Origin of the sequence: Helicobacter canis, assembly GCF_900451095.1 — a bacterium.
GTDB classification, from domain to species: domain Bacteria; phylum Campylobacterota; class Campylobacteria; order Campylobacterales; family Helicobacteraceae; genus Helicobacter_B; species Helicobacter_B zhangjianzhongii.
This window is the reverse complement of the sequence record NZ_UGHV01000001.1, coordinates 1,161,938-1,187,919: the sequence shown is the minus strand read 5'-3', so window position 1 is coordinate 1,187,919 and position 25,982 is coordinate 1,161,938. Positions and strand designations below refer to the sequence as shown.

The window sequence follows — 25,982 nt, the reverse complement described above, 5'->3', positions numbered from 1 at the left end:
GCGGGATTCTAACAAAAAAAAAAAAAAAAAAACGCTTTACTATTTGTAGCTTTATATCAAGAAGACAAAATAAGTTACCAATATCCACAACGGACAGCACTAAAAAGCAAAGTAGAAAAAAGCTATGAGAGCTACTGCATTGCGGAGATTCCACAATGCAAAGCCACAAGAGAGACAAACAAAGTTTAAAAGGCTATGCCTAGTTCTTATCCTTATCCACAAGTTTATTTGCACCAATCCAGGGCATCATCGCCCTTAGTCTGCCACCGACTTTTTCAATCCTGTGAGCGTTTAGATTCTTTCTCTCTGCATTCATTCTAGCATATCCAGCCTTTCGCTCTAAAATAAAATCTTTTGCAAAGCGTCCTTCTTGAATATCTTTTAGAATCTCTTTCATAGCTTTTTTAGATTCTGCATTTATCACTCTTGGACCACTCACCATATCGCCGTATTCTGCGGTATTTGAGATAGAGTATCGCATATTTGCAAGCCCTCCCTCATAGATTAAATCTACAATCAATTTTAGCTCGTGCAAACACTCAAAATACGCCATCTCTTCAGGATATCCCGCTTCTACCAAAGTTTCAAATCCAGCTTTTACAAGGCTAGTTACCCCACCGCAAAGCACGGCTTGTTCGCCAAAAAGGTCTGTCTCTGTCTCATCTTTGAAAGTTGTTTCTATAATGCCACTTCTACCACCACCAATAGCACTTGCATAGCTTAATGCAATCGCCTTTGCATCGCCCCTGCTTGTGTCTTGCTCTACTGCGATTAAATCTGGGGTCCCACCACCTTTTACAAACTCACTTCTAACCGTGTGTCCGGGAGCTTTAGGGGCGACCATTATCACGCCCACACCCTTTGGGGCTACAATCTGTCCAAAGTGGATATTAAAGCCGTGTCCAAAAGCGATGATTTTATCTTCACTTAAATTTGGCTTAATATCTTGTGTGAATACATCAGCTTGCAATTCATCTGGGATTAGAATCATAATCACATCAGCTTCTTTTGTCGCAGCTCCCACTTCTAGCACTCTAAAGCCTTTTGCTTCAGCCTTAGCCCAGCTAGACCCACCTTTATACAGCCCGATGATGACTTCTACACCTGAATCTCGTAAGTTCTCCGCGTGTGCGTGTCCCTGACTCCCAAAGCCAATAACAGCTACCTTTTTGCCCTGAATAAGCCCTAAATCACAATCTTTATCGTAATATACTTGTAATGCCATTGTGTAGCTCCTTAGTGAAATATGCTCGCAAATGCGCGTGTAGGGCGTGATTGTAGCTAAATATGCTTACAATTTTTTTAAGATGTTTAAGCTAGGCTTGTGTATAATCGCTGATTTTTAAGGACTCTGTATGCGCTATCTTAAAGACTTTCTCTCCCAAAAAGACTTCACCAAGACTCTCATCTATCCGTATCTAAAATGCACCGAGCAAGAAGCAGCGATCCTGCGCTATTTAGTGCTAGCAGCCCTTGATGGAGAGAGTGAGGAGCGCGTGCTTGACATACTTGGCGCGATTTTTGGCAAGCCCACAGATGTAAAAAAGCTAAGGCTAGATAATCTCAAAGATTGGGGCAGGCAAGAGTATATCAATAAAATCGAGCGGACAGAGCATTTAGGCGCGATAAAGTCTCTGCTAGATTCTGGCTGGATCAATGCGGTGGATTTCTCTTTCTTACGCGATAGGGAAGTGGGGCGCGATATGGCACTGCTTGAGCTGCTGCCACTTGAAGTAAGCCTATCATCAAGCTTTCTGCGCTTGCTAGAAGATGGCAGCGTGCAGCAAGAAGTCCCGGCAAACACGCCCTACACAGATCATTTGGAGTATTTGACAGATCAATTTCTACGCATTGGGCTGCTTGCTAGCTTGCGTCATAAAAAAAGTGCCAAAATCGCTAGCCAAATCCGCTCGGTAGAAGAGCGCATACAAGCGCGCTTAGAGCGGAGCAAAAGCGAGATCCCAGCGCACAAGCTGCTAAAAGATCACCACCTAAACACAAAAGAAGAAATTATATTTTTCGCCTTGTTAAAGGAGGAGTATTACGGCGGTGATGGCTACTACCGCGATATGAATAATCTCATCGATCTTGTCAGCCACAATGAATATGAGAAGATCCAAAACCGCGCCTTGCTCGATGAGAAATCCACCCTTGTAGAAAAGGGCTTGCTTGATTATGGTGAAATGCTTAATCCCTTTGGCGGGATTATGCGGACATTTTTTATCCCTGAAGAGCTTTTACGCAAGCTCATTAACACCCCCAAAAAGCGCAGGGGCAATAAGCAAAATCTAGCCACCGAGCTACTAGAGCAAGATATTTTCGAGCTACTTACGCCTAGTGCTAGCTTTGATGAAGTGATCTTGCCAAGTGCTACGCGTGCCACACTAGAATCTATCTTGCAGCAAGTGGATTCTAGTGTGGTGGCGCGATTGAAAGAATGGGGCATTGTCGATAAGCATAAAGGCGTGCAGGCAAAGATCCTTTTCTATGGGGCAGCTGGCACAGGCAAAACACTAAGCGCGCAGGCAATAGCCAAGGCGTTAAAAAAGCAGATCCTACACTTTGATTGCAGCAAGATTCTCTCAATGTATGTGGGCGAGTCGGAAAAAAATGTGCGCAAGATTTTTGACACCTATAAAGACATCGCGCAAAAGAGCAAGAATCCGCCCATACTGCTCCTAGATGAAGCCGATCAATTTCTAAGCACGCGCATACACAGCAATAGCGGCGCAGAGAAAATGCATAATCAAATGCAAAATATCTTCCTAGAGCAGATCGAGCGATTTTCTGGCGTGCTGATTGCTACGACAAATCTTGTGGAGAGCTTTGATAAGGCATTTTCTAGGAGATTTGATTATAAGATCGAGTTTAAACGCCCAGATTTTGCTATGCGCGTGGCTTTATGGGAGAAATTCCTGCCCAAAACCGCGCCTTATGCACGCGGTATCAATGCAAAAGCCCTTGCCAGCACACTTGCTAGCTATGATCTAAGCGGTGCGCAAATCGCCCTAGTGGTGAAAAATACCGCCTACAAAATCGCCACACAAGCAAAGCCGATATTCAAAGAAGAAGACTTTATCCAAATGATTATACGCGAGCAAAAGGGGGATTTTGATGAGCAAAAAAGCGTAGGCTTTAACACACACTAGAATCCACTTTTTGACAAGGATTCAGCTTGCGCGGCTAGAATTGTGGATTTCTGCGGCTTACTGCGTCAATAGACCTTAAGTCTTATTATCCTTGTAAGCCTTGAAAAGCCACAATTCTAGCCGCGCAATCTTAGAATCCCAAAGCGGTGATGAAACAAGCCTAAACCCCCTAGAATCCACTTTTTAGCTACATTAAAATGGCTTATAGAATGCGTGTGTAGCAAGCTCTAGCATAGCTCTATCGCCCTTGCTATCGCCATAGGCATAAATCTCTGCATAGTTGCTTAAATCATAGCGCGCGCGGATACGCACTGCCTTTTGCTCTCCATAGCAGTTTGGCGTGGCAAACTCGCCGCTTACAAAAGTGGATTCTAGGGTTTGTGTGGATTTTTCTAAAGAAACCTGCGAGCTCACGCTCACACCGCTTCGCTTGTTTTGATGAAAAATCCTACCGCCTGCGGCTTGGTTATCAAACACGCTTTCTGCTTTTTCGTTCTGCGATATTTCTACATTTTGTGCGTTATTCCTAGAATCCACTTTTTGACTATGGATTGCCACGCCGCTATCGCGGCTCGCAATGACAGAAAAAGGGGCTTGCTTGCTAGAATCCACTTTTTTATTTTCGGTGGATTTTTCCAAACTGCCCCAATTGGCGTCTTTAAGGATTCTAGGATTTCTAAAGAAACCTGCTTGCGTGCTTGCGCCTTGCACCGCTTCGCTTGTTTTGGGGGCAGAGCAAGAGTCTGCGGCTGCCTCCAAATCCCCAAAATCTGCGGAATGCCTACCCAAGACTGAATCCCCCCTAGAATCCACTTTTTTAAGCTGTGTCGCAAGTCTTGTGCCTATACACTCCATACCAAGCCTAGCACATAAGGGGGCAAGGTATTCTTCAAAGCTTGCACTGACCATTACGACCCTATCGCCCCTATCTTTATGCCATTGCAAGCGCGCTAGAGCAGCAGGCTTTAAGCGACTCTCAAGCTCTGGGCAAAACCGCTCGCACTCTTGCAAAAATTCCTTATAGTCCATACCGGCAAAAAAATAGCGCATCAATGCTTGCTTGGCTTTGGTATTGCTAATAAGTCCTAGCGCGTATCCAATGAGTATAAAACATCGTGAAAATAGCCCCCAATATAGCCTTTTTTTGCCCCGCACAAATGCGACAAACGCTAGCAGACTATCACCCTTTGCCATCGTGCCATCAAAGTCAAAAAATGCGATATTCATTGCGCTCCTTCTATGCTGTGGTAGCTGGGATTGTAGCCAAAACTCTCGCGCTTTGCAAAGCTATATCTTATGTGAGTTAGTGATTTGGCATATATTTTGCTTTCACTTTGGCAAACCAGTTGCAAGGAATATATATGAGCAGTATCACTAATGTATCAAATGACACAAAAGCTATGCAAGATCTTTTCGCCCAGCGTGCCAATCTCCACCAAAAGCCCGAGCTTCTCGCGCCAAAGCCAAGCACACAGGAGCTAGAATCTAGCACCAACACTACGGAAAAAGATCCTATGCTAGGCTTGCTTAGTGCGCTAGCTCCTGTAAAATCGCTTGATAAAATCCAAGGTATAGATGAGACAGATAGTGGTAGCTTGCACAAAGACTCGCAAAAAGACCCCTATGATTCACTCCATAGAATCCAAGATACATTCACACCATCTAAAGAGCTAAGTGCTGCTATGAGTGCCAAAGCCTATGTGAAAAATGGACTTGCCGATGTCGATAGCTTCAAATCTATGGCAAAGCAGCTCCAAGCAGATGGCGTGCTTAATCGCGATGATATGATGGCGGTGGATTTTCTCAGTGCTAAATCTCCCAATATCAGTCTAAAAGATTTTGATGCGATGATCAAAAACGACAACCTAAGCCGAGAAATGCGCTCGCTTATCTCCCAGCTTGTCCAAAAGCTCCATATGGTAAATTACATTAGCGGCGGCTTGATGAACGCCTAAGCCACATAAGCCAAACACAATCAACACGAGCCACACAATGCGACATATAGAAGGAAAGCCAGAGATACACTACCCCTGCTTATGGGAGTTTAGAATCATAGGGGAGAATAAAGCGCGTTTAGAGCAGATTATCAGCGAGCTTATGACAAAGCCCTATACCCTAGATGAGAAAAATCACTCAAGCAAGGGGCGATTTGTCTCTATGCATTTAAGCGTTGAAGTAGAGAGCGAGGAAGAGAGGAACGCGCTCTACCAAAGCCTAAGCACGCACAAAGAAATCTCTATGGTGCTTTAGCCCCAATTTTAAGCGGTATTTAACGCAAATTATTTTACATATTACCGCGCAGTAATGCACTAGTCGTATAACGCACTAGAATCCACTTTTACAACACAAAGGAAGAATATGCAAACAACAATTACAAAGCTTTTATCACAAGTGCTTTACCCAAACTTTGAAAAAGACATTGTAAGCTATGGGTTTCTTAAGGAAATCAAGCTTGATAATGGTGTAGAAATTATCCTAGCTATCCCCTCAAGCGATCCTAATGTCGCCAAAGCTCTTTATGATAGGATCGATAATGTCTTGCAAAAGGCAAATATCCAAGCGACTATCACCATAAACACCCCACAAATCGCCCAAGAGAAAGCCGCCCCACAAGCGAAAAATCTCTTGCCCCAAGTTAGGCATTTTGTAATGGTAAGCTCTGGCAAAGGCGGAGTGGGCAAATCAAGCGTGGCGACAAATCTCGCCATAGCCCTAGCGATGGATGGCAAGAAAGTAGGGCTGCTTGATGCAGATATTTATGGACCAAATATCCCGCGTATGTTTGGGCTACACGGGGTAAAGCCAAAGCTTGATCCAAGCGGGAAGAGACTTATCCCCTTACAGGCATTTGGCGTGGATCTTATGAGTATGGGAATGCTTTTTGATGAAGGAGAGAGTCTTATATGGAGAGGTCCTATGCTTATGCGCGCTATCACGCAGATGTTTAGCGATGTGGTGTGGAAAGAGCTTGATGTGCTTGTGCTTGATATGCCTCCAGGCACAGGAGATGCGCAGCTATCAATCGCACAAAGTGTGCCAGTAGGTGCTGGAGTGGCGGTTACAACGCCGCAGCTTGTGAGCCTTGATGATGGTGCAAGGGCTTTAGATATGTTTCAAAAGCTCTCAATTCCAATTGCTGGCATTGTAGAAAATATGAGTAGCCATATTTGTGCAAATTGTGGCAGCGAGCAAGATATTTTTGGCAAAGACACCACGCTTCCTTTGGCGCAGAAATACAATACCACAATCCTTGCAAAAATCCCCCTAGATCCTGCCGTGCGAGAAGGCGGAGATAATGGCAAGCCTATTGTGTATTTCGCGCCGGATTCTAGCATTGCCAAAGTATATAGACAAGCCGCGCAAGAGTTATGGGAGTTTTTAGAAAATAATCGCGCAGATAATACCTCTATCCAGCCGCGCTAAAAGATACGCATAGAACCTATGCTATGGATTCTATGCGATTATTACCCAATAGTTATAAATGCTTTAACTACAATAAAAAAATCATAAGAAATAGCTGAAAATAACGCATAATTTGTGCTATAATCCAACTTCAGCATTTCTTAGTATGCTGCAGACATACTAAAAATCACAGATAAGCTTTTTTAAGGAAGGAAATATGCGTATTTTAGTAGTTGATGATGACGCAGCTTTGAGCAAGAAAGTCAGCGAAGAGCTAAACGATAATGGGTATCAAACAGATATGGCAGAGAGCATAAAAGATGGCTCGTATTATGTCAATATTCGCAATTATGATTTAGTGCTTGTCAGCTCCAAGCTGCCTGATGGAAATGGATTAGATCTTATCGCAGAAGTGAAAGCAAAATCTCCAAGAGTGCCTGTTATTGTCTTGGCGCACAAGCCAAAATCCGATCAAGAGATTTTGGCGTTTAAAAGTGGGGCTGATGATTTTATCGCCAAGCCTTTTGAGAATCTCGTGCTGCTTGCTCGCGTTGAGGCTAGGCTTAGATTTTGGGGTTCTAGCACGATTGAAATCGATGATCTAGTCATCAACCCAGATGAAGAAAAGATCACCTACAAAGGCAAAGAGATTGAAGTCAAAGGCAAGCCATTTGAAGTGCTGACCCACCTAGCTCGCCATCGCGATCAAATTGTCTCAAAAGAACAGCTACTTGATGCTATTTGGGAAGAGCCAGAGCTAGTAACGCCAAATGTGATAGAAGTGGCAATCAACCAAATTAGACAAAAGATGGATAAGCCTCTTGGTATCGCTACAATAGAGACAGTGCGCAGAAGAGGGTATCGATTCTGCTATCCTAAAAAACCTGCAGAAAACTAAATATTTAAAAAGGGTGTTTGATGAAAAAAGCTTTGGGTATGTGTATTTTGGCAATGGCATTTATCGGCTGCGGTAATGAGTCTGCAAAGCTCTATAATACTTGGAATATCGTGGCTCTAAGCGATGGTGGAAATCCCATTGATGTGGGACATAGCGAAAGAAAAATCTCTATAACAATCGATAAAGACAAGTTTAATGGCTATTCTGGGTGTAATTCGTTTTTTGGATCATATAAAATCAATGGCGATCAGTTTCAAAGCGCAAATTCTGGTATGACAAGAATGCTATGTGAGCCAAAATCTATGGAGATAGAAGAATCACTCATTAAATTATTTTCCGATAATTCTGTGCGTTTTACACTCCAAGAAGGAAAACTTATCTTTGAGAAAACCGGTGAAAATGGTGGTGTGCAGGCAATTTTTGAAGCACAATCCAAATAACTAGTATTATTTAAGCATTTAGTATAGGCACTTTTGATTAGGGGTTGCTATGGGCGGTGTATTAAATGGTTCGCAAATGCTCATTGAAGCATTGCATTTAGAAGGTGTGGAGATAATCTTTGGCTATCCCGGTGGTGCTGTTTTAAATATTTATGATGAGCTGTATAAGCAGACATATTTTCGGCATATTCTTACGCGCCACGAGCAAGCAGCCATACACGCTGCAGATGGCTACGCACGCGCAAGTGGCAATGTGGGTGTAGCACTCATCACTTCAGGTCCGGGATTTACCAATGCTGTAACAGGCATAGCCACAGCCTATATGGATTCTATCCCTCTTGTGGTTATCAGCGGGCAAGTGCCTGTGGCACAAATCGGCACCGATGCATTTCAAGAAATTGATGCTGTTGGGATCTCGCGCCCCTGCACGAAGCATAATTATCTTGTCAAAGACATCAAAGATTTACCTAGAATCATAAAAGAGGCGTTTTATATCGCTAGGAGCGGGCGATGTGGTCCTGTGCTCATCGATCTCCCCAAAGATATTTCAGCAAGCCTTGGTGATTTCATTTATCCAAGCGAGGTGAATCTCCGCACCTACAAGCCTACTTATAAGCCCAATCAACGCCAGATCAAAAAGCTTATCGAAGCCATTAAACTCTCCAAAAAGCCTTTGGGCTACATAGGTGGGGGTGCGATAGCAAGCAACGCAAGCAAGCTAGTGCGTGATTTTGTCCAGAAAATTGGCTTGCCTAGTGTAGAGACGCTAATGGCAAGAGGCGTGCTAGATTCTAGTGATGTGTGCAATCTCGGTATGGTGGGTATGCACGGAAGCTATGCGGCAAATATGGCGATGTGCGAGTGTGATTTGCTCCTATGCTTTGGGGCTAGATTTGATGATCGCGTTACAGGCAAGGTAAGTGAATTTGCCAAAAATGCCAAAATCGCCCATATTGACATTGACCCAAGTTCTATTGGCAAGATTATCGAAGTAGATTATCCTATTGTCGGGGATATACGCTCTGTGTGTGAAGAGCTGCTTGATATGGCGACACAAGTGGATTCTAGTAGCTTTCAGCAGTGGCGAGTACATTTACAAGACTATCAAAATCTCCACCCACTAGGCTACCAAGACAGCCAAGAATCCATAAAGCCACAATGGGCGATAGAGCAGCTAGGTGAGCTACTAGGCGGCAATGCCATTATCGCCACAGATGTTGGGCAGCATCAAATGTGGACAGCGCAGTTTTATCCATTTAGTGCGCCTAGAGAGTTTCTCACCAGCGGTGGGCTTGGGACAATGGGCTTTGGCTTCCCGGCGGCTATGGGCGCGTATTTTGCTAGCCAAAATAAGCATATCATCAACATCACAGGCGATGGCAGTATCCTAATGAATATCCAAGAGCTTATCACTTGTGTGGAGAGTCAAATCCCTGTTGTCAATGTCATTCTTAACAATAATTATCTTGGTATGGTGCGACAATGGCAGACATTTTTCTATGAAAATAGATTCTCACATACAGATTTATCGCTTCAGCCAAACTTTGTCGCACTAGCAGAGAGCTTTGGCGGGCTAGGATTCCGCATTGAGCGCAAGGAAGACTTTATCCCCACGATACAAAAAGCACTTGATAGCAAGCAGGTGTGTTTGGTTGATGTTGTGATAGATCGCTATGAAAGCGTGCTGCCTATGGTGCCCGGCGGTGCGCCTTTAGATAAAATGATTTTGAAATAAAGAGAGCGAGATGGCAAGGAAAATCATAAGTGTGATTGTAGTCAATGAGCATAGTGTTTTAGCGCGTATATCGGGGCTTTTTGCCGGTAGGGGATATAATATCGAATCTCTCACCGTAGCCCCCATACCAGATAGCGATCTCTCTAGGATCACAATCGCCACAGATGGTGAGGCGCGTGTGCTAGAGCAGATCATCAAGCAGCTACACAAGCTTATCCCTGTGCTAAAGGTTAGCGATGATAGCGATTTATTAGAAAAAGAAAGCGTGCTAATCAAAATTGGCATAGAAGAAGATCTAGCGAGCATACAAGCCCTAGCCCACGCCTATAATGGCAAAATCGCCAATGCTAATGAAAAATACATCATCATCGTAGCCACTGAAAAGCCTCATAGGATCACTAGTCTCATCAAAGCTATGTCGCGCTTCAAGCCCAAAGAAATCGTGCGTAGCGGTGTCATCGCTATGGAGCGGTATTGATCTAGTAATCACCCAAGGATCATAGAAATATTAGGATTCTATGATCTAGGCGAGTGGTCGCTCTGCTCTGCCTGAGATCCCAAAAGAGTATGGAAGCAATAATGGCTTAGAATAATAACCTGCAGCAATGGTGTAAAAAAGTTTAGAATAGGTATGAGCCCTAGTAGATATGTTAGTAGGGCTATGGTGTATTTACGCTTGGCTTTGTGGAGCTTAGGGCAATCATCTCTCCCAAGCACTTCTTGCCCCACATCAAAAAGCATCGTTTGATAAAAAAACACAAAAAATGGCACAAGCATTATCACCCCGCCAATCACAGGGATAAAAACTAAAGGCATACACACGACACAAAGCGCACACAGCAAGACAAATGCCTTAAGAAACTGCTTCAAAGTCACTAGGATAGGCACACTTGCAGGCTTTGGTATATGAGGATAATGATACTTGCGGATATAGCCAACCACAAGCGGTGCGTAAAAAATACTCACAAAGACATTTCCCACAAGAGCTAGCAAAATCACACAAAACCCAAGTAGCGCATATAAAGAAATCGTGATCACACGACCTAGGATACCATTGTCATTGATATAAGCTTGCAAAGATTCTGGCAAAAGCCCCGTAGCATAAGCGATCAAAACATCGCAAAACACATAGAGTATCCCGCCCCACAACGCTACCCCAAATAGCACAGGCAAGATATTTAGCGCAATCATAGGGAGAGAGAGAAAATCGCGCTTACTTTTGCGCAAAATAGCTAAAAACCCAGCCTGAACAGACAATGTAGAATCCATCGCGTATCCTTGAGATTAAAATAACCATAGGATTCTAGGGAGTTTTGCCAAATAGTGCAATAGATTCTACAAACCCTAAACACAGCAAACACACTAATGCCACTACATCTACGCCTTGCGTATTGCACTACACAAGCTCCTTGAAAGCGATTCATCAACATCTCTTTTAAAGCGTGGGGATAAAGAGCGCAAAATCTCCATTGACTTATACTACCCAATCCCCTACAATAAGCCCCAGGTCTTATGCCTAATCAATACTTCAAGGGAGATTATATGAGTGGGGTTATAAAAAAATGCGCTATTTGCGCTGTTTTTGCAAGTATCCTAGGGCTATCTGGCTGCTCGGATTCTCAAGAAAGCAAGCAAAATGAGCAACAGGAGCAAACTATGGCAGAGCAAACAACACAAGCTATGCAAGACACACAAAAACCGCATAAAAACACCACAAAGCCAAATATTGTGATCCTTGCCACAGGTGGGACAATCGCCGGAGCGGTAGATTCTTCACTGCAGACAACAGGCTATCAAGCCGGCGTGCTAAGTATAGAATCTTTGCTGCAGTCCGTGCCAGAGCTTGCGAGTATCGCACATTTAGAGAGTGAGCAGATTGCTAATATTGATAGTGCGGATATGAGCGATGAGATATGGCTTACACTTGCTAAACGCGTGAATGCCTTGCTGAAAAGCTCTCAAGTTGATGGCGTGGTGATAACGCACGGCACAGACACAATGGAGGAGAGTGCATTTTTCTTGCATTTGGTAGCAAAGAGTGATAAGCCCATTGTGTTTGTGGGGGCTATGCGTCCAAGCAGTGCTCTAAGTGCCGATGGTCCTAAAAATCTCTATAATGCTATCTCTCTTGCAGCAAATCCTAAATCCCAAGGCAAAGGCGTTATGGTGGTGATGAATGATAGAATCCAAAGTGCAAGATATGTGAGCAAAATCCATACGCTTAATGTCAATGCCTTTGCTTCGCCAAATACCGGCGATATGGGCTATATCCTTGATGGCAAGGCGTTTTTCTACACTACGCCAAGTAAGCCTCACACCCTGCAAAGTGAGTTTGATATAGATAAGCTAGATTCTTTGCCTAAAGTTGATATTCTCTACTCTTATGCTAATGATAATTCTCAAGTGGCAGCCCAAGCGTTGTTTAATCACGGCACAAAAGGGCTTGTCATCGCAGGAAGTGGGGCGGGAAGTATCCACAAAAATCATAAAGATATGCTAAAAAAGCTTATGCAAAATGGCTTAGTAGTGGTGCAAAGCTCAAGGATAAATAATGGCTTAGTCATCGCAAATGAGGCGGATTCTAAGCTTGGGTTTATTAGCGGCTATGACCTAAATCCACAAAAAGCACGAGTGCTACTAATGCTAGCTTTAAGCAAAACGGATAATAATGAGCGGATTGCTAAGATTTTTGAGACTTACTAGTGCTAAACAAGGTTCGTTTGGATTTTTGTAAATTTTATGCCAGATTCTAAGGGCGGTAGGCACAATAAAACAAAGGGGTGGTAATGAGTGTGTTATCAATAGTTTTGACACTCTTAGTCGTAGTTGGCACGGGATATTATGTGCTAAAGGCATATAATCCTATTTTTGTCTTGCTATTTTCTGGCATAGTTGTGTTGTGTGGGGCGTTTTTTCTCTATGGAGTGGCAGTGCCTTTACCTAAAAATACTCCATCTCAAGGCGTGTTTTTAGATGTATATAAGTTCTTATCAGCCACTTTTGCAAAAACACTTTCAGAAGTTGGGCTTATCATTATGTCTGTGGCTGGGTTTGCTGCGTATATGAAGCATATCAACGCCTCTTCAAAGCTCGCCTTTGTGGCAAACGCTCCACTTAGCAAAATCAAAAATAAATACCTTATCCTAAGTGGGACTTTTGTGGTGGGTATGATGCTAAAGATTGTCATCTCAAGCTATGCTGGGCTTATCTTATTGCTGTTAGCAAGTATTTATCCTGTGCTTATCGCCCTTGGGATCCGCCCTATCACAGCGGTTTCTGTGCTTTCACTTATCACCCTTGATTATGGTCCAAAAGATGGCAACTCAATCAATATGGCAAAAATGGTAGGAGAGCCTGATAATGTTGTGGGATTATTTTTGCATTACCAAATATGGAGTGTTGTGGCGTATGTTGTTATCATCGCTCTTGTGATACCGCTATATTATGCGTATGTGGATAAAAGAGATAAGGCAAAATTAGAGGCTGAAAATGTGGAGATTGCAGAAATTACCAACCCGCAATGCCCGCTTTTTTATATTTTGTTGCCGTGGCTGCCTATCGTGTTGCTGTTTGGGACATATTTTGCAGGGATTAAGCTTGATGTAGTGAGTGCGAATTTTATTGCTATTTCCTTATGCTTTTTGATTGAGTTTATCCGTCATAGAGATGGCAAAAAAGTGAGTGAAGATATTATCGTGGTGCTAAAGGCAATGGCGGAGATTTTTGTCTCTGTGGTGAGTATCATCATCGCTGCAAGCGTGTTTGCTGAAGGGATAAAGGCTCTAGGCGGACTTGAAGTCATTGTGGGGTATCTAGCAAGTATGGGGAATATCGCCGTGCTGCTTTGCATTATCGTGCTAAGCTTTCTTGTCTTTGGGATTACAATCATTATGGGAAGTGGGATAGCGGCATTTAGTGCTATTGGCAATATCGCGGCAAATCTCGCTCCAAAGCTAGGCATTAAACCTATCATTTTAGTTTTACCCCTTGAGATAGCTTCTTGTCTTGGTAGGGCGGCTTCGCCCATTGCTGGTGGGATTTTGGCATTAGCTGGATTTGCCAAGCTAGAGCCTTTGGCGATTATCAAACGCACCTTGCCGCTTTTACTTTTAGGTATGGTGATAAATATTATCGTGGCGTGGAGCTTTACGCTGTAAGCTTCAAGTCGTAAAAGTGGATTCTGTGCTAGAATCCTAGATTTGAAACAAAGGCAGAAAATGGATTCTTATGAATATGGCGAGTTGTTAAAAACCCTGCACAATAAAGCACAAAATATCGCAAAGATTCTAAACCCAGATTTATTACAAAAGCGACTAGATGAGATTAACGCATTAGAATCGCACCAAGAGTTTTGGAATGACGCAAAAAAAGCAGGGGAAATCACAAAGGAAAAGCGAAAATGTGAGCGGATTTTACACACATTTGCAGAGATGAAAGCCGAGCTAGATGATGCAAAAGAGCTATTTGAGATAGCACAGAGTGATGGGGATTCTAGCACTTTGGAGCTGTTGTTTGAGAGCGTAGAATCTTTGCAAAGCCATATACAAAAGGTAGAAATTCAAGTTATGCTAAGTGGGGAGCACGACTCATCAAATGCCATTATTACCATTCAGCCCGGAGCCGGTGGGACGGAGTCCCAAGACTGGGCTTCTATGCTGTATCGTATGTATTTGCGTTGGAGTGAGCGGCGGGGCTTTAAGGTAGAGCTACTAGATTATCAAGATGGCGAGGAGGCAGGTATTAAGGGGGTGGCGTTTATCATCAAAGGTGAGAATGCCTATGGCTATGCTAAAAGTGAAAATGGCGTGCATAGGCTGGTTAGAATCTCGCCCTTTGATGCTAATGCCAAGCGGCATACAAGCTTTGCTAGCGTGCAGGTAAGCCCCGAGCTAAGTGAAAACATAGATATAGAGATTTTAGATAAAGATATTCGCATTGATACCTATCGTGCCAGTGGTGCGGGCGGTCAGCATGTGAATAAGACAGAATCTGCTATCCGCATAACGCACTTTCCAACGGGGCTTGTCGTGCAGTGTCAAAACGATCGCAGTCAGCATAAAAATAAGGCAACAGCTATGAAAATGCTGCAGAGCAAACTCTATGAGCTAGAGCGGTTAAAACAAAGTGAGGGCGTGGCAAATGCAGAAAAAAGTGAGATAGGCTGGGGACATCAAATCCGTAGCTATGTCTTAGCCCCTTACCAGCAGGTAAAAGATCTGCGAAGCAACTTTGCTACGAGCGATACTGATGGCGTGCTAGATGGCGATATTGATGATCTAATAGAATCTGTGCTTGTTTTGGGCAAGCAATAGCCAAGCCACTTTCAGAGCTTAAGCCTACACCCCTATCCACTCAAGCAAAGCGCACTTTTACAATACTAGATTCTAGCCATAGCTTGCAGTGTCTCTATGCGCTTATGTATGGGAGGGTGCGTGGCAAATGCACCTTTAAACCCCTGTAAGAAAAACATATGCGCACAGGGCTTGGCTAGCTTGTTGTGTAAAAAGCCCTGCGTGTCTTTTGCCAGCTTGTGCTCTTGCGACTCTTTTGGCGACTCTTCTTGTGCTATTGTTTGCAGTGCGCGCAGAATTGCATTTGGGTTGTGTGTGTATTGCACGCTTGTGGCATCGGCTAGAAATTCTTTCTGCCTTGAAATTGCTGCTTGGATAAGGCTTGCACAAAGCGCGCCAAGAAGCCCCAAAGCATAAAAGCTAAAGGCAAATAGCGCGATCACTGCCTCACCTTTAGAGTCCCCTTTCCCAGCAGATCTCGTGCGCCGAGCAATAGAGTGCATAAGAATCTCGCCGATAAAGCTAATACTCATAAAGCCAAAAATCAAGCTAAATATCCGCAGATTTAGCGCGACATCTTGGTGGAATGCGTGGGAAAACTCGTGCCCCACCACGCCAGAGAGCTCTTCTCGTGAGAGCTTATCAAGCGCACCTTGTGTGAAAAATAGCGCGAATCGCTCATCGCTCTTGCCAAATCTCTCGCCACTACACATTGCGTTGATCCCTTGCTCTTGTCGCATAATAAACACGCGTGGCATAGGCATAGCACTAGCGATGGCAATTTCTTTTACGACATTAAGCAGCTGTGCGTATTTGTGGTGGTTTTTGTATTTCTTAGGGGTGATTTCTATGGCTTTTAGGGTTTTGGCAAGTCTGTCTATGCTATGGCGACTAAGCAGCAGAGATTTCACCACAAAGCTCCCAAAAATCACAAGTAATATGCCAGCACTTAAGCTTAAGCTATATATAAACCAGCCCATTTGCTTGCGAGAATTATCTACAAGAAAGCTAAAGCTATCAGGCTCATCAAAAATAGCCGGCACAGCGAGCCAAAATATCAGCTCAAACACGCAAAAGCACAGCATAAAAAACAGCACAAACACCACGAAAAACAGCATATTAAGCCACAAAACTTTTCCTAATGCTAAATCTTTATGCGCGGCAAAGCCTAGCTCTTTAGGCTTTCTTTTTAGGCATAAACGCGTAGCGAAAAATAGCAAGCAAGCGCAGAGCAAAACCACGCAAAGCAGCCCGCCATACACCATCGGTCCGCCCCATATAAGCAGCCATAGCGCAAAAAAGCCAAGCGATGTATCGCCTTGCGCTAGCATTTTAATGCGCATTGCAAAGCTATCCAAAACACTATCTCTAATCTCTTTATACTCAGCTATTAGTGGGAAAATCTGCGCCATAACGACCCAAAGGCTTATCGTTGTAAGACTGATTAGCACAAAGAAAAGCAATGACCTAGGCAGGCTTGGGTTGGGGCATTTATTGAAATTTATGATAAGTATCGCACAAAAGCCAATGGTTATCAGCAGTGCTGGCACAAACACCCAAGGGATAAAATGTGTAAGAAGCGCGTCTATGACTTGCATTATGGATCCTAGCTTTTATCTACTTTCTCACAGGGTTTTTGCCCCAGCACGAGATGAGAAATCCCAGCAGAGTAGGATTTGATCTCTAGGGGCTTTATGCCTACTTTTTCAAAAGCTAAGGCTAGCTCATCTGGGCTAATAAACTCCTCCATAGAATTTGGGAGATATTTATATGCCGCATAATTGCGCGAGATGAGATAGCCAATACAAGGCAAAATATGCTTGGTATAGATCCCAATAATGCGATCAAGCAGACTTGGGCTAGGCTTTTTGAAAAAATCTAGCACCACCACTATGCCCCCTGGCTTTAGCACGCGCGCAAACTCGCGCAATGCCTGCTCGTATTCTAAGACATTGCGCAAGCCATAGGAGATAGAGAGTATATCCACGCTTTGGGATTGTAGCGTGCTTAGATCTTTTGCTTCCCCTAGGTGCAAGGCTATCTTAGAATCCACTTTTTTAGACTCTAGCTTTTGGCTATGTTCTTCTAGGATTCTAGAGCTAGAATCTACTTTTGCAAAACTTCCGCCAATAGTTTGCAGCTTCTTCTCTGCGATTTTTAACATCTCTTGCGATGGATCTATCCCGATAATCTCACTCAAGGCTATGTTAGATTCTAGTGCATAGCTATACCAATGCTTTATCATATCCCCACTGCCACACGCCACATCGACAATCCGCTCTATCTCACTTGTATTACGCGCTTTATAGGCTCTTTTGACCGCATCTTTACGCCAAGAAATATCAATGCCTAGGCTTAAAATCCTATTAGTTTTATCATAGTCTTTAGCAATGTCATCAAACATTGCGATAATGTTTTTTTGGGCAATAATGGTTTTTTGTGCTTCTTGCTTGGTGTGCTGGTCTTTTGTCTGTGTATTGTGGGCTTGGCTATTCATTCTCAACCTTTGCTTCAATCTTTAGCTCCGGGAGCTTTTTACGCGCTTTTTTCGCCCACGCATTTAGGCTAGAAATCTGCGTGCTTGTAGCCTTAGACGCCGTGCCGCCAAGGCTTGTGCGCGCCTGCATAGAGGCAAGGAGAGTGAGCCGTTTGCTAATGCTGCTTTTTGCAAAAGTGGATTCTAGGCTGGGGGTTAGCTTTGTAAGCTCGCTTACTAGCTCTCTCTCACTAAGCTCGCTTACATCACAGCCGCTTGATTCTGCATAGGCGACTATGCGCCCGGTGATATGATGCGCCTCCCTAAAAGGCACGCCACACTCACGCACTAGGAAATCTGCCAAATCTGTCGCGCTCAAATGCCCCTTTTGACACGCTTTAAGCATAGCCTTTTTGTCAAAGCTAGCACTCTCACACACAGCGTGTAAAATCTCTAGGCTAAGGAGTGTGCTATCCACACTATCAAACACAGCTTCTTTATCTTCTTGCGTGTCTTTGTTATAGGCTAGGGGGAGGGATTTCATCACCACAAGCAAGCGCATAAGATTCCCATACAATCGCCCACTCTTCCCGCGCAAAAGCTCTGGGACATCGGGGTTTTTTTTCTGTGGCATTATGGAGCTACCTGTGGCGTATTCATCGCTTAAACGCATAAAGCCAAACTCCGCGCTACTCCATAGCACAAGCTCTTCTGCTATGCGTGAAATGTGCATACCAAGCATAGCAAGGGCATAAAGCAAATCTAGCGCGAAATCCCTATCACTCACAGAGTCCATCGCATTGCGCGTGGGTGCGCTAAAGCCTAGCTGCTTGCTTATCCACTCTCTGTCATTATTATAAGGCGTGCCAGCAAGCGCACCAGAGCCAAGTGGCATAAGATTATTACGCGTATGCAAGGACTCTAGCCGCTCCACATCGCGCCTAAGGCTCTCGCACCACGCCACTAGGTGGAATCCTAAGTTGATAGGCTGGGCGTGCTGGAGATGCGTCATACCCGGCATTAGCGTGTGCGTATGCTTACGGGCTAGGGCTAGGAGCATAGTCATTAGCGAGAGAATCTTATCGGCAATAAGCACAGAGTGATCTAGCACATACATTCTAAAATCAAGTGCGACTTGATCATTACGCGATCTGGCGGTATGGAGCTTTTTGCCCACATCGCCTATGCGCTCTATCAAGGCGGATTCTATCGCCATATGTATGTCTTCTTGCTCTATGCTAAAGACAAACCGCCCTTGCTCTATCTCACTAGCGATTTTATCTAGCCCAGATTCTATAAGTGCTATCTCACTAGAATCCAAAACCCCTATGCGTCCAAGCATTCTAGCGTGGGTCTTAGAGCCTAAAATATCATACCGCCAGAGCTTTTGATCAAATGTGATAGAGGCATTAAACTCATCTAGCAATGCGCTAGATTCTAGCTTAAACCGCCCTCCCCATAGCTTTGCCATACTTACTCCTTAGAATCCAATAAGCCTAAAATTTTAGCACCGCGCATAGCACGATACCTATCATCAGCAATGTCGGGATCTCATTAAACACACGGAAAAAGCGCGGACTAAGCGTGCAGGTCTCTCGCTGCATTTTGCTAGCAAATATCCCACAAGCGATGTGAAAAATCAGCAGCAAAGCCACAAGCGTGAGCTTGATGTGAATCCACATTCCACTTTTGAAAATCGCCGTATTTGCGATAATAAGCATTGAGCCTGTGATCACGCTAGCAAGCATTGCTGGGCGCATAATGTAGGCAAAAAGGCGGTATTCTTGCAGCTTGATGATCCGCACAAACTCCTTAGAATCTCTATTTTGACTATGATAGACAAATAGCCTAGGGAGATAAAATAGCCCTGCCATCCACGCGATAATACTCATAATATGCACTGCCTTTAGCCATTGATAATATTCCATAAGCATACTTGAAAACGCTTGCATTAAACTTCCTTTGTGTTGAGATTATGTGCTGATTGTGGGAGCAATTGTGGTGTAAAACGCCTTAAAACGCCTTAAAATCGCTCGTATAATGCCTATACACACGCGCTATGCCTTCTTCTAAGCTCACGCTAGGCTTCCAGCCAAGGGCGTGTATTTTGCTAGAATCCATAAGCTTTCTAGGAGTGCCATCAGGCTTTGATGTATCAAACACAAGCTCACCACTAAAGCCCACAATCTCGCGTATAGACTCTGCTAGCTCCTGTATGCTTACATCACTGCCATAGCCGATATTGATATGCGTATTGCGCACTTGGGGGCTTTGTTGGGGTGTGGTGTGAAAAGTGGATTCTAGGCTAGAATCCACCAAATGAGCAAAATCAATGTTTTGCAGCATAAACACACACGCTTGCGCCATATCTTGTGCGTATAAAAACTCTCGTCTCACCTGCCCACTGCCCCATACTTGCACGCTATCTTTGCTAATGCCATAATGCTCTAGGAGCTTTTCAGGGCTAAGGGCTTGCAAGGCAGGGTTTTTGGGCTTGCGCTTTGTAATATCTGCCACCACAGAATCCATATCGCCCGCACGCAATAGCTTGGCTAAATGCATTTTGCGCAAGAGAGCTGGGAAGACATGTGAGGTCTCTAGGTCAAAATTATCTTGCTCGCCATAGAGATTTGTCGGCATAGCACTCACAAAATTACAGCCATACTGCAGGCTAAAGCTCTCGCATAGCTTGATCCCAGCGATTTTAGCGATGGCATAAGGCTCATTGGTGTATTCAAGCTCGCTGGTTAAAAGAGCGGATTCTAGGATTGGCTGTGGGGCAAACTTGGGGTAGATACAAGAGCTACCTAGAAATAGGAGCTTTTTTACGCCGTGTTTATAGGCATTGTAGATCACCGCATTTTGGATAGCTAGATTCTCGTATAAAAAATCTGCTCGATAAGTATTATTGGCATAAATACCACCGACTTTGGCTGCAGCAAGCACGACATATTCTGGGCGATTAGTGGCAAAGAATTTTTCCACCGCAGCCATATCGCGCAAATCTAGCTCATCTCTGCTGCGCGTGATGATCTGTGTATATCCTTGCGCTTGCAACTCACGCACAATAGCACTCCCCACAAGCCCTCTATGCCCAGCGACAAAAATCCTAGAATCTAGCTGCATACCTACTCCTAAAATCACGCATTATAACGAAATTTCCAAAAACACGCGCAAATAAGGGCAAAGTAATGTATAATGCACGCTTTGTTTTGCGTGTATCTTGGCGGATTACACAAGTGTGGATTCTCATATTTTTAGGGGTGCTTATATGGGTATGGGGCAAACGATAGTAGAAAAAATCTTTTCAGAGCATTGTGGCGAGAAAGTTTATGCAGGGCAGATTGTAGAATCTCCCATTGATATGGTCATTGGCAATGACATCACCACGCCGCTTTCTATCAAGGCGTTTGAAAAAAGTGGGGCAAGCACGCTTGCTAGAGCGGATAATTTTTGCATTGTTATGGACCACTTTATCCCGGCAAAAGATATTGCCTCTGCCAATCAAGCGCGCATTAGTCGAGACTTTGCCAAAAAGCACAAGCTAAAATATTTCTTTGATGAGCGCGATATGGGGATTGAGCACGCGCTGCTACCGGAAAAGGGCTTAGTAGTGAGTGGTGATGTGATCATCGGGGCAGATTCTCACACCTGCACACACGGCGCACTTGGGGCATTTAGCACGGGTATGGGTAGCACAGATTTAGCCTATGCAATGATCACGGGCAAAAATTGGTTCAAAATCCCAGAATCCATACAAGTGGTCTTTGATGGCACACTCCCTAAAGGCGTGTATGGCAAGGATTTGATTCTAGAAGTGATACGGCAGCTTGGCGTTGATGGCGCGCTGTATAAAAGCCTAGAGTTTTGCGGCAGCGCGATAGAATCTTTGGGTATGGATGATCGCTTTTCACTCTGCAATATGGCGATAGAAGCCGGCGCGAAAAATGGCATTATCGCTCCAGATTCTATCACCAAAGCCTACTTGGCAGAGAGAGAGGCAGTAAATGGCTCTTTGCGCTCTGCGCCTAGAATCCACTTTAGCGACTCTAATGCCCGCTACACACAAATCCTGCATATCGATGTATCAGCCCTAGAGCCACTTGTCGCCTACCCCTTTCTCCCGAGCAATGGCAAGCCTATTTCCCACGCAAGTGGTGAAAATCTAGCTATCGATCAAGCTTTTATCGGTAGCTGCACCAATGGTCGCTTGAGCGATCTTAAAATCGCCGCAGAGATTCTTAAAGGTAAGCAAATTCACCCAGATGTGCGGCTTATCGTTACACCCGGCACGCAGAAGATTTATCGCCAAGCCCAAGAGCTAGGCTACATTGATATTTTGCTAGATTCTGGTGCGCTTATCTCTAATCCCACTTGTGGCGCGTGCCTTGGGGGATATATGGGGATTTTGGGCGATGATGAGCGATGTATCTCTACCACTAATCGCAACTTCATCGGTCGTATGGGCTCTAGGAGCTCACAAGTATTTTTGGCAAACTCCGCCGTGGTGGCTTACTCTGCTATTATGGGTAAAATCGCTGATCCAAGAGAGGTGCTTTGATGAGTAGTAGCTCGGGGCTTTTGCGGATTTTAGTTGTCATAGCACTAGGGCTTTTTGGCTATTTTCTCTATACGCTTGATTTGTTTAAAAGCACGCCCATTGCTGTGCAGACATTTTTGCATTTAAACCCCACAGAGCAAATCCCCATCGATGACAATTCTGCGTGGAATCCAGAGCGTAGAATCTCCCTAGAAGTAGAGAGCCAAAGCAAAATCAAATCCTACAAAATTAGAGCCACCACAGGCGATGGAGTTGTCGTGCTAGAGCAAGAAGAAGTCGTTACAAATCGCCCAGAAAAGCTTAGGATCTGGCTACCGCGCCCCGAGATCGATTTGCCCGATAACACAAAGCTACACTATGAGGTAGCTATCACGGACTGGAGCAATGCTAACTTTTTTAGCGGTGAGACATTGGTTAAGCACCTAGATTTTACTATCAATACCAAGCAGCCTGTTATTACGATTCTGGCGCACTCACCGCGCATTAGCTATGGTGGCAGCGCACTTGTGGTATTCCAGGTTGAAAGCGTGGATATTAAAAGCATCACAATCACTAACGGCAAAGATACATTTGTGCCTTTTCCCTTTGTCGCGCAAGGCTACTACGCTGTGATTCTTGCTTGGCCCCTAAGCAATCAAAACTTCAGCGGTAGAATCCAAGTATCTGATACAGCCCTAAATGCTAGAAGTATCACTATCCCTTTCATCAAAGACACTTCCCCGCGCTATCAAGCCTCCACGCTAAAACTGCAAGAGCAATTCTTGCGCGACAAGATGGATGGGCTAATTAGCGAGATAAAGGCTATCCGCTATGAGCCAGAGCTTGATGAGCTGCACGATGATTTTGAGAAGTTTGTCTATATCAACGAACAGGTGCGCTTGAAAGATGAAGCAATCATTGCTGAGAGTGCCTATCAAGCCTGCTTGCAAGATGCGCAAAACACAAACTTCCCAATTGAGTGGGGTCCATTTATCCCACTAAAAGGCTATAGCGTGGTGGGTCGCTTTGGCGATAAGCGCACCTATGTCAATGCGCAGGGCAAGACCAGCCAATCTCTCCACCTAGGGCTTGATATTGCAAGTGTGAAAAATGACAGAATCATTATCACCAATAATGGGCGCGTGATCTTAGGGCAAAAGCTAGGCGTGTATGGCAATACAATTATGATTGACCACGGATTTGGCGTGGCAAGTTTATATGCGCATTTATCAGACTTTCTTGTAAGCAATGAGCAAGAAGTGCTAGCTGGCGATGTGGCTGGGCTTACAGGCGAGAGTGGCTGGGCATTTGGCGATCACTTGCACTTTGGTATGCTTGTGCAAGGACTTAGCGTGCGCAATGTAGAGTGGCTGGACTCTCGCTGGATCAAGCATAATATCACTGATATTTTGGCACAAGCCAAACTCCTAATCAACCAAGCCCAATGATGAAAACACGACAACACCGCGCACAGATTCTAAGCTTCACAGATGGTGATCACCAAGAATGGAGCGCGTTTATCAAGAAAAATGCCACTCTTTTGCAAAGCTTTATTTTGCATTTTTCCGCCCCTATTGATACAGGTATGCAGGAGCTATGCCAATCTTATGGGCTTTTATACACCATAGGCACTCTACCTAGCAAGCCTAGCCTAGAATCTATACAAGCCCTAAATTCTACGCCACCCAAGCAAGAAGCAAAGATTGAAGAAGCTAAGATCTCACAATCTTCTCCACAAAAGCAAAGCCACACACTAATCCATAAAATCCGCAGTGGCGAAGAAATGACACTTGATGATAATGCAATTATTTTAGGCGATATTGCGCACGGGGCAAATATTTATGCCAAGCAAAGTGTCGTGATTTTTGGGGATTGTGCTGGGGTATTGCGCGTAGATGGGGGGTTTTTCATCGTGCGCAATCTTACTTCTGGGCATATTGTCTTTTGCGATTCTATCTTGCCAGAGGCTATTGTGGCTAAAATCAATGCCAATAGCCATTTAAAAATCATTATCAAAAATAGCGATACAATAGCGGTCAAGGAGATACTATGAAGCAAAGGACGATTACAAAAAGAGTCGAGCTAACAGGCATAGGCTTGCACAAGGGCGTGCCTGTTACGCTTGTTTTAGAGCCTTTGGAGGCTGATAGTGGGATAGTGTTTTACCGCAGTGATTTGGGCGTGAGCATTCCACTTGTGCCAGAATCCATTATCGATACGACTATGGCAACGGTGATTGGCAAAGGCGAAGCAAAAGTCTCTACGATAGAGCATTTGATGTCGGCGATTTATGCCTATGGGATTGATAATCTAAAAATTAGCATTGATAATGAAGAAGTCCCTATAATGGATGGCAGCTCGATCGCGCATTGCTTATTGCTTGATGAAGCGGGCATTGTGGAGTTTGATGTGCCACGCAAGCTTATAGAGATCAAAAAGCCCATAGAAGTGCGCGATGGCGATAAATTTGTGCGGCTAGAGCCAAGCCAAAAGACCATATTTGATTTTTCTATCGATTTCAAGCACCCAGCTATCAAAGAGCAGCAATACACCTTTACTTTCTCTAAGCTTTCTTATATCGATGAAATAGCCAAGGCTAGGACATTTGGCTTTTTGCAAGAAGTAAATTATCTGCGCTCTATCGGGCTGGCAAAAGGCGGGAATCTCAATAATTGTATCGTGCTTGATGAAGCAGGCATTATGAATAAAGAGGGCTTGCGCTATCCAGAGGAGTTTGTGCGGCATAAGATTTTAGACGCTATTGGAGATATGGCGATTTTGGGGATCCCACTACTTGGGAGCTATATCTCCTTTGCCGGAAGTCATAAGCTAAACTCTCTGCTCACCCAAAAGCTCTTGCAAGAAGAAGGCGCGTATGAGATCGTTACTGCAAGCGAGAGTCAAAAGGTGCTAGAGTTTGAAAAGGCAGTGGCAATTAGCTAAATGCACGCCTATAATCTCCTAGTCGTATGTATCAACTCTCCCTTGCATTACGCGCTTTATGATGATGATAGGCTGCTAGAATCCTTTCATATCGATGAGAAGCCTTCGCGTGCCTTGCCGCTAATGTATCAGCACCTGCAAGAATCAAGCGTGCGCGTGGGGGGCATTTACTATGCTAGCGGTCCGGGCAATCTTAGTGCGCTTAAACTTACGCATATTTTCTTGCAGAGCTGGGCGATTGTAGAGTCTATCCCCTTGTATGCCACAGATAGCTTCTCTTTATGTTTGGACTCCCATATCCCCGCCTTTGGGAAAAAGTATTTTACCTTGCAAAACTGCTCGCAAATCCCCTATATCCTAGAATCCACTTTTGAGCCAAACACAAAAGCCACAAATCTCGCCATAGCCCAAGCCCATATCACACACACCCTCTGTCTCACCCCCAGAGAGAGACAGCCATTTCTCGCACCACAGATACTGCCAAAGCAGCGATTTTGCCTGCCGTGTGAGCCGCTTTATATCCTACCGCCCCTATAAATCCAGCCTTGAGATATTGGAGCGATTTTTGCTTCACTTTGTGTGATATTTGGATTTGGAGCTGGCGCGTGCGTATTGACTATGGACTCTCTACTACTTCTCTCTCCTCTTTGCTACACACGACAAAAGACCCAGACACCACCCCACAAGAAAGCAGTAGCACACAGACTACCAAAGAGCCAGCCCCGGTATCAAAGACCCTGCCACCCAAAGCCCCCCTAGAATCCACGCAAGCAGACACCCCTACACAAAGAGAGACCTTTGGGCTAGAGATTTTAGAAAAAATGAGCGACAAAGAGTATCAGGTGTTTTTGCGCGCAAGTGAAGGAATGAGCGAAGTGGAAAAAATGGCAGCCGCCCAAACTCTATATATCTTCACAGAATCTTACGCTAAAGATTCTACCCAAGCCACAAAGCCCCATCCATCAACACCACCTATGAAGAAAAACCCCTACTTCAGTGCTAGAGAGCAGTTTCTCACGCGCTATGTCGCACTCTACAATGGCGCGCAAGAAGTCAATATCATAGGCTAAGGTTAAGCTAGCGTGCATTACAATGTCTTAAACCACTA

General features: G+C 44.4%; 25 protein-coding genes. 17 read left to right on the top strand and 8 right to left on the bottom strand.

Annotated features, from left to right (window positions below; all coding sequences use genetic code 11):
- Positions 1-199: 199 nt before the first annotated feature.
- Positions 200-1,225: a ketol-acid reductoisomerase gene (gene ilvC, locus DX060_RS05605; RefSeq protein ID WP_115011542.1), complete on the bottom strand. Its 1,026-nt coding sequence runs from the start codon at positions 1,223-1,225 to the stop codon at positions 200-202.
- 130 nt (positions 1,226-1,355) lie between these two features.
- Between ilvC and DX060_RS05600 the strand changes: the two genes are divergently transcribed.
- Complete coding sequence (locus DX060_RS05600; RefSeq protein WP_115011541.1) at positions 1,356-3,149, top strand: ATP-binding protein; 1,794 nt, start codon at positions 1,356-1,358, stop codon at positions 3,147-3,149.
- Positions 3,150-3,341: 192 nt separating this feature from the next.
- Here DX060_RS05600 and DX060_RS11325 read toward each other — a convergent pair whose 3' ends face one another.
- Complete coding sequence (locus DX060_RS11325; protein WP_181814204.1) at positions 3,342-4,376, bottom strand: HAD family hydrolase; 1,035 nt, start codon at positions 4,374-4,376, stop codon at positions 3,342-3,344.
- Between the two features lie 134 nt (positions 4,377-4,510).
- Here DX060_RS11325 and DX060_RS05590 point away from each other — a divergent pair, with 134 nt between their 5' ends.
- The 7 genes from DX060_RS05590 to ilvN all read left to right on the top strand — a co-directional run bounded on the left by DX060_RS05590 (position 4,511) and on the right by ilvN (position 10,102).
- Entirely contained in the window at positions 4,511-5,104 is a 594-nt protein-coding gene (locus DX060_RS05590) for a hypothetical protein (RefSeq protein ID WP_115011540.1), read from the top strand.
- 37 nt (positions 5,105-5,141) lie between these two features.
- Positions 5,142-5,399 (top strand): HP0495 family protein, encoded by a 258-nt coding sequence (locus tag DX060_RS05585; protein ID WP_115011539.1) that lies wholly within the window; start codon positions 5,142-5,144, stop codon positions 5,397-5,399.
- Positions 5,400-5,507: 108 nt separating this feature from the next.
- The gene (locus tag DX060_RS05580) at positions 5,508-6,572 is read left to right on the top strand and encodes an Mrp/NBP35 family ATP-binding protein (protein ID WP_115011538.1); all 1,065 of its coding nucleotides are present in this window, start codon (positions 5,508-5,510) and stop codon (positions 6,570-6,572) included.
- 196 nt (positions 6,573-6,768) lie between these two features.
- Positions 6,769-7,449: a homeostatic response regulator transcription factor HsrA gene (hsrA, locus tag DX060_RS05575; protein ID WP_115011537.1), complete on the top strand. Its 681-nt coding sequence runs from the start codon at positions 6,769-6,771 to the stop codon at positions 7,447-7,449.
- A gap of 20 nt (positions 7,450-7,469) precedes the next feature.
- Positions 7,470-7,889, top strand: a complete 420-nt coding sequence (locus DX060_RS05570; protein WP_115011536.1) for an META domain-containing protein — start codon at positions 7,470-7,472, stop codon at positions 7,887-7,889.
- Between the two features lie 49 nt (positions 7,890-7,938).
- The gene (locus DX060_RS05565; RefSeq protein ID WP_115011535.1) at positions 7,939-9,624 is read left to right on the top strand and encodes an acetolactate synthase large subunit; all 1,686 of its coding nucleotides are present in this window, start codon (positions 7,939-7,941) and stop codon (positions 9,622-9,624) included.
- Positions 9,625-9,634: 10 nt separating this feature from the next.
- Positions 9,635-10,102, top strand: coding sequence for an acetolactate synthase small subunit (ilvN, locus tag DX060_RS05560; protein ID WP_115011534.1), 468 nt, complete (start codon positions 9,635-9,637; stop codon positions 10,100-10,102).
- A gap of 38 nt (positions 10,103-10,140) precedes the next feature.
- On the opposite strand, the gene DX060_RS05555 is transcribed toward ilvN, so the two are convergent.
- Positions 10,141-10,893, bottom strand: a complete 753-nt coding sequence (locus tag DX060_RS05555; RefSeq protein ID WP_115011533.1) for an EI24 domain-containing protein — start codon at positions 10,891-10,893, stop codon at positions 10,141-10,143.
- Between the two features lie 273 nt (positions 10,894-11,166).
- On the opposite strand from DX060_RS05555, the gene DX060_RS05550 reads away from it, so the two are divergent.
- The 3 genes from DX060_RS05550 to prfB all read left to right on the top strand — a co-directional run bounded on the left by DX060_RS05550 (position 11,167) and on the right by prfB (position 14,936).
- Positions 11,167-12,327, top strand: a complete 1,161-nt coding sequence (locus tag DX060_RS05550; RefSeq protein ID WP_115011532.1) for an asparaginase — start codon at positions 11,167-11,169, stop codon at positions 12,325-12,327.
- Between the two features lie 83 nt (positions 12,328-12,410).
- Positions 12,411-13,781, top strand: a complete 1,371-nt coding sequence (gene dcuC / locus DX060_RS05545; RefSeq protein WP_181814203.1) for a C4-dicarboxylate transporter DcuC — start codon at positions 12,411-12,413, stop codon at positions 13,779-13,781.
- A gap of 60 nt (positions 13,782-13,841) precedes the next feature.
- The gene (gene prfB, locus DX060_RS05540) at positions 13,842-14,936 is read left to right on the top strand and encodes a peptide chain release factor 2 (RefSeq protein ID WP_115011531.1); all 1,095 of its coding nucleotides are present in this window, start codon (positions 13,842-13,844) and stop codon (positions 14,934-14,936) included.
- A 65-nt stretch (positions 14,937-15,001) separates the two neighbouring features.
- Here prfB and DX060_RS05535 read toward each other — a convergent pair whose 3' ends face one another.
- From DX060_RS05535 to DX060_RS05515, 5 genes are all read right to left on the bottom strand, one after another.
- Positions 15,002-16,513, bottom strand: a complete 1,512-nt coding sequence (locus DX060_RS05535) for a M48 family metalloprotease (RefSeq protein ID WP_115011530.1) — start codon at positions 16,511-16,513, stop codon at positions 15,002-15,004.
- An 8-nt stretch (positions 16,514-16,521) separates the two neighbouring features.
- Positions 16,522-17,412 carry a class I SAM-dependent methyltransferase gene (locus DX060_RS05530; RefSeq protein WP_115011529.1) on the bottom strand — a complete coding sequence of 297 codons (891 nt, stop codon included), beginning with the start codon at positions 17,410-17,412 and terminating at the stop codon, positions 16,522-16,524.
- The gene (gene argH / locus DX060_RS05525) at positions 17,405-18,862 is read right to left on the bottom strand and encodes an argininosuccinate lyase (RefSeq protein ID WP_115011528.1); all 1,458 of its coding nucleotides are present in this window, start codon (positions 18,860-18,862) and stop codon (positions 17,405-17,407) included. The genes DX060_RS05530 and argH overlap by 8 nt, the downstream gene beginning before the upstream one ends.
- 25 nt (positions 18,863-18,887) lie before the next feature.
- Positions 18,888-19,343 carry a protoporphyrinogen oxidase HemJ gene (gene hemJ / locus DX060_RS05520; protein ID WP_258552211.1) on the bottom strand — a complete coding sequence of 152 codons (456 nt, stop codon included), beginning with the start codon at positions 19,341-19,343 and terminating at the stop codon, positions 18,888-18,890.
- Positions 19,344-19,404: 61 nt separating this feature from the next.
- Positions 19,405-20,517 (bottom strand): GDP-L-fucose synthase family protein, encoded by a 1,113-nt coding sequence (locus tag DX060_RS05515; protein ID WP_115011527.1) that lies wholly within the window; start codon positions 20,515-20,517, stop codon positions 19,405-19,407.
- Between the two features lie 151 nt (positions 20,518-20,668).
- Here DX060_RS05515 and DX060_RS05510 point away from each other — a divergent pair, with 151 nt between their 5' ends.
- The 6 genes from DX060_RS05510 (at position 20,669) to DX060_RS05485 (ending at position 25,944) form a co-directional block, all read left to right on the top strand.
- Positions 20,669-21,952, top strand: a complete 1,284-nt coding sequence (locus tag DX060_RS05510) for a 3-isopropylmalate dehydratase large subunit (RefSeq protein WP_115012315.1) — start codon at positions 20,669-20,671, stop codon at positions 21,950-21,952.
- Positions 21,952-23,379, top strand: coding sequence for a M23 family metallopeptidase (locus DX060_RS05505; protein ID WP_115011526.1), 1,428 nt, complete (start codon positions 21,952-21,954; stop codon positions 23,377-23,379). Before DX060_RS05510 ends, DX060_RS05505 begins: the two co-directional genes overlap by 1 nt.
- A complete protein-coding gene (locus DX060_RS05500; RefSeq protein ID WP_181814202.1) occupies positions 23,379-23,984 on the top strand; it encodes a septum site-determining protein MinC in 606 nt (201 codons plus the stop codon). Before DX060_RS05505 ends, DX060_RS05500 begins: the two co-directional genes overlap by 1 nt.
- A complete protein-coding gene (gene lpxC, locus DX060_RS05495) occupies positions 23,981-24,874 on the top strand; it encodes a UDP-3-O-acyl-N-acetylglucosamine deacetylase (RefSeq protein WP_115011524.1) in 894 nt (297 codons plus the stop codon). Before DX060_RS05500 ends, lpxC begins: the two co-directional genes overlap by 4 nt.
- Positions 24,875-25,411, top strand: coding sequence for a hypothetical protein (locus DX060_RS05490; RefSeq protein WP_115011523.1), 537 nt, complete (start codon positions 24,875-24,877; stop codon positions 25,409-25,411).
- Between the two features lie 68 nt (positions 25,412-25,479).
- Entirely contained in the window at positions 25,480-25,944 is a 465-nt protein-coding gene (locus DX060_RS05485; protein WP_147278781.1) for an HP1233 family protein, read from the top strand.
- Positions 25,945-25,982 lie beyond the last annotated feature (38 nt).

Excerpts from the sequence above, each read along its gene's own strand:
- ilvC (WP_115011542.1), bottom strand. The coding sequence starts at position 1,225 with ATGGCATTACAAGTATATTACGATAAAGATTGTGATTTAGGGCTTATT.
- DX060_RS05600 (WP_115011541.1), top strand. The coding sequence starts at position 1,356 with ATGCGCTATCTTAAAGACTTTCTCTCCCAAAAAGACTTCACCAAGACT.
- DX060_RS11325 (WP_181814204.1), bottom strand. The coding sequence starts at position 4,376 with ATGAATATCGCATTTTTTGACTTTGATGGCACGATGGCAAAGGGTGAT.
- DX060_RS05590 (WP_115011540.1), top strand. The coding sequence starts at position 4,511 with ATGAGCAGTATCACTAATGTATCAAATGACACAAAAGCTATGCAAGAT.
- DX060_RS05585 (WP_115011539.1), top strand. The coding sequence starts at position 5,142 with ATGCGACATATAGAAGGAAAGCCAGAGATACACTACCCCTGCTTATGG.
- DX060_RS05580 (WP_115011538.1), top strand. The coding sequence starts at position 5,508 with ATGCAAACAACAATTACAAAGCTTTTATCACAAGTGCTTTACCCAAAC.
- hsrA (WP_115011537.1), top strand. The coding sequence starts at position 6,769 with ATGCGTATTTTAGTAGTTGATGATGACGCAGCTTTGAGCAAGAAAGTC.
- DX060_RS05570 (WP_115011536.1), top strand. The coding sequence starts at position 7,470 with ATGAAAAAAGCTTTGGGTATGTGTATTTTGGCAATGGCATTTATCGGC.
- DX060_RS05565 (WP_115011535.1), top strand. The coding sequence starts at position 7,939 with ATGGGCGGTGTATTAAATGGTTCGCAAATGCTCATTGAAGCATTGCAT.
- ilvN (WP_115011534.1), top strand. The coding sequence starts at position 9,635 with ATGGCAAGGAAAATCATAAGTGTGATTGTAGTCAATGAGCATAGTGTT.
- DX060_RS05555 (WP_115011533.1), bottom strand. The coding sequence starts at position 10,893 with ATGGATTCTACATTGTCTGTTCAGGCTGGGTTTTTAGCTATTTTGCGC.
- DX060_RS05550 (WP_115011532.1), top strand. The coding sequence starts at position 11,167 with ATGAGTGGGGTTATAAAAAAATGCGCTATTTGCGCTGTTTTTGCAAGT.
- dcuC (WP_181814203.1), top strand. The coding sequence starts at position 12,411 with ATGAGTGTGTTATCAATAGTTTTGACACTCTTAGTCGTAGTTGGCACG.
- prfB (WP_115011531.1), top strand. The coding sequence starts at position 13,842 with ATGGATTCTTATGAATATGGCGAGTTGTTAAAAACCCTGCACAATAAA.
- DX060_RS05535 (WP_115011530.1), bottom strand. The coding sequence starts at position 16,513 with ATGCAAGTCATAGACGCGCTTCTTACACATTTTATCCCTTGGGTGTTT.
- DX060_RS05530 (WP_115011529.1), bottom strand. The coding sequence starts at position 17,412 with ATGAATAGCCAAGCCCACAATACACAGACAAAAGACCAGCACACCAAG.
- argH (WP_115011528.1), bottom strand. The coding sequence starts at position 18,862 with ATGGCAAAGCTATGGGGAGGGCGGTTTAAGCTAGAATCTAGCGCATTG.
- hemJ (WP_258552211.1), bottom strand. The coding sequence starts at position 19,343 with ATGCAAGCGTTTTCAAGTATGCTTATGGAATATTATCAATGGCTAAAG.
- DX060_RS05515 (WP_115011527.1), bottom strand. The coding sequence starts at position 20,517 with ATGCAGCTAGATTCTAGGATTTTTGTCGCTGGGCATAGAGGGCTTGTG.
- DX060_RS05510 (WP_115012315.1), top strand. The coding sequence starts at position 20,669 with ATGGGGCAAACGATAGTAGAAAAAATCTTTTCAGAGCATTGTGGCGAG.
- DX060_RS05505 (WP_115011526.1), top strand. The coding sequence starts at position 21,952 with ATGAGTAGTAGCTCGGGGCTTTTGCGGATTTTAGTTGTCATAGCACTA.
- DX060_RS05500 (WP_181814202.1), top strand. The coding sequence starts at position 23,379 with ATGAAAACACGACAACACCGCGCACAGATTCTAAGCTTCACAGATGGT.
- lpxC (WP_115011524.1), top strand. The coding sequence starts at position 23,981 with ATGAAGCAAAGGACGATTACAAAAAGAGTCGAGCTAACAGGCATAGGC.
- DX060_RS05490 (WP_115011523.1), top strand. The coding sequence starts at position 24,875 with ATGCACGCCTATAATCTCCTAGTCGTATGTATCAACTCTCCCTTGCAT.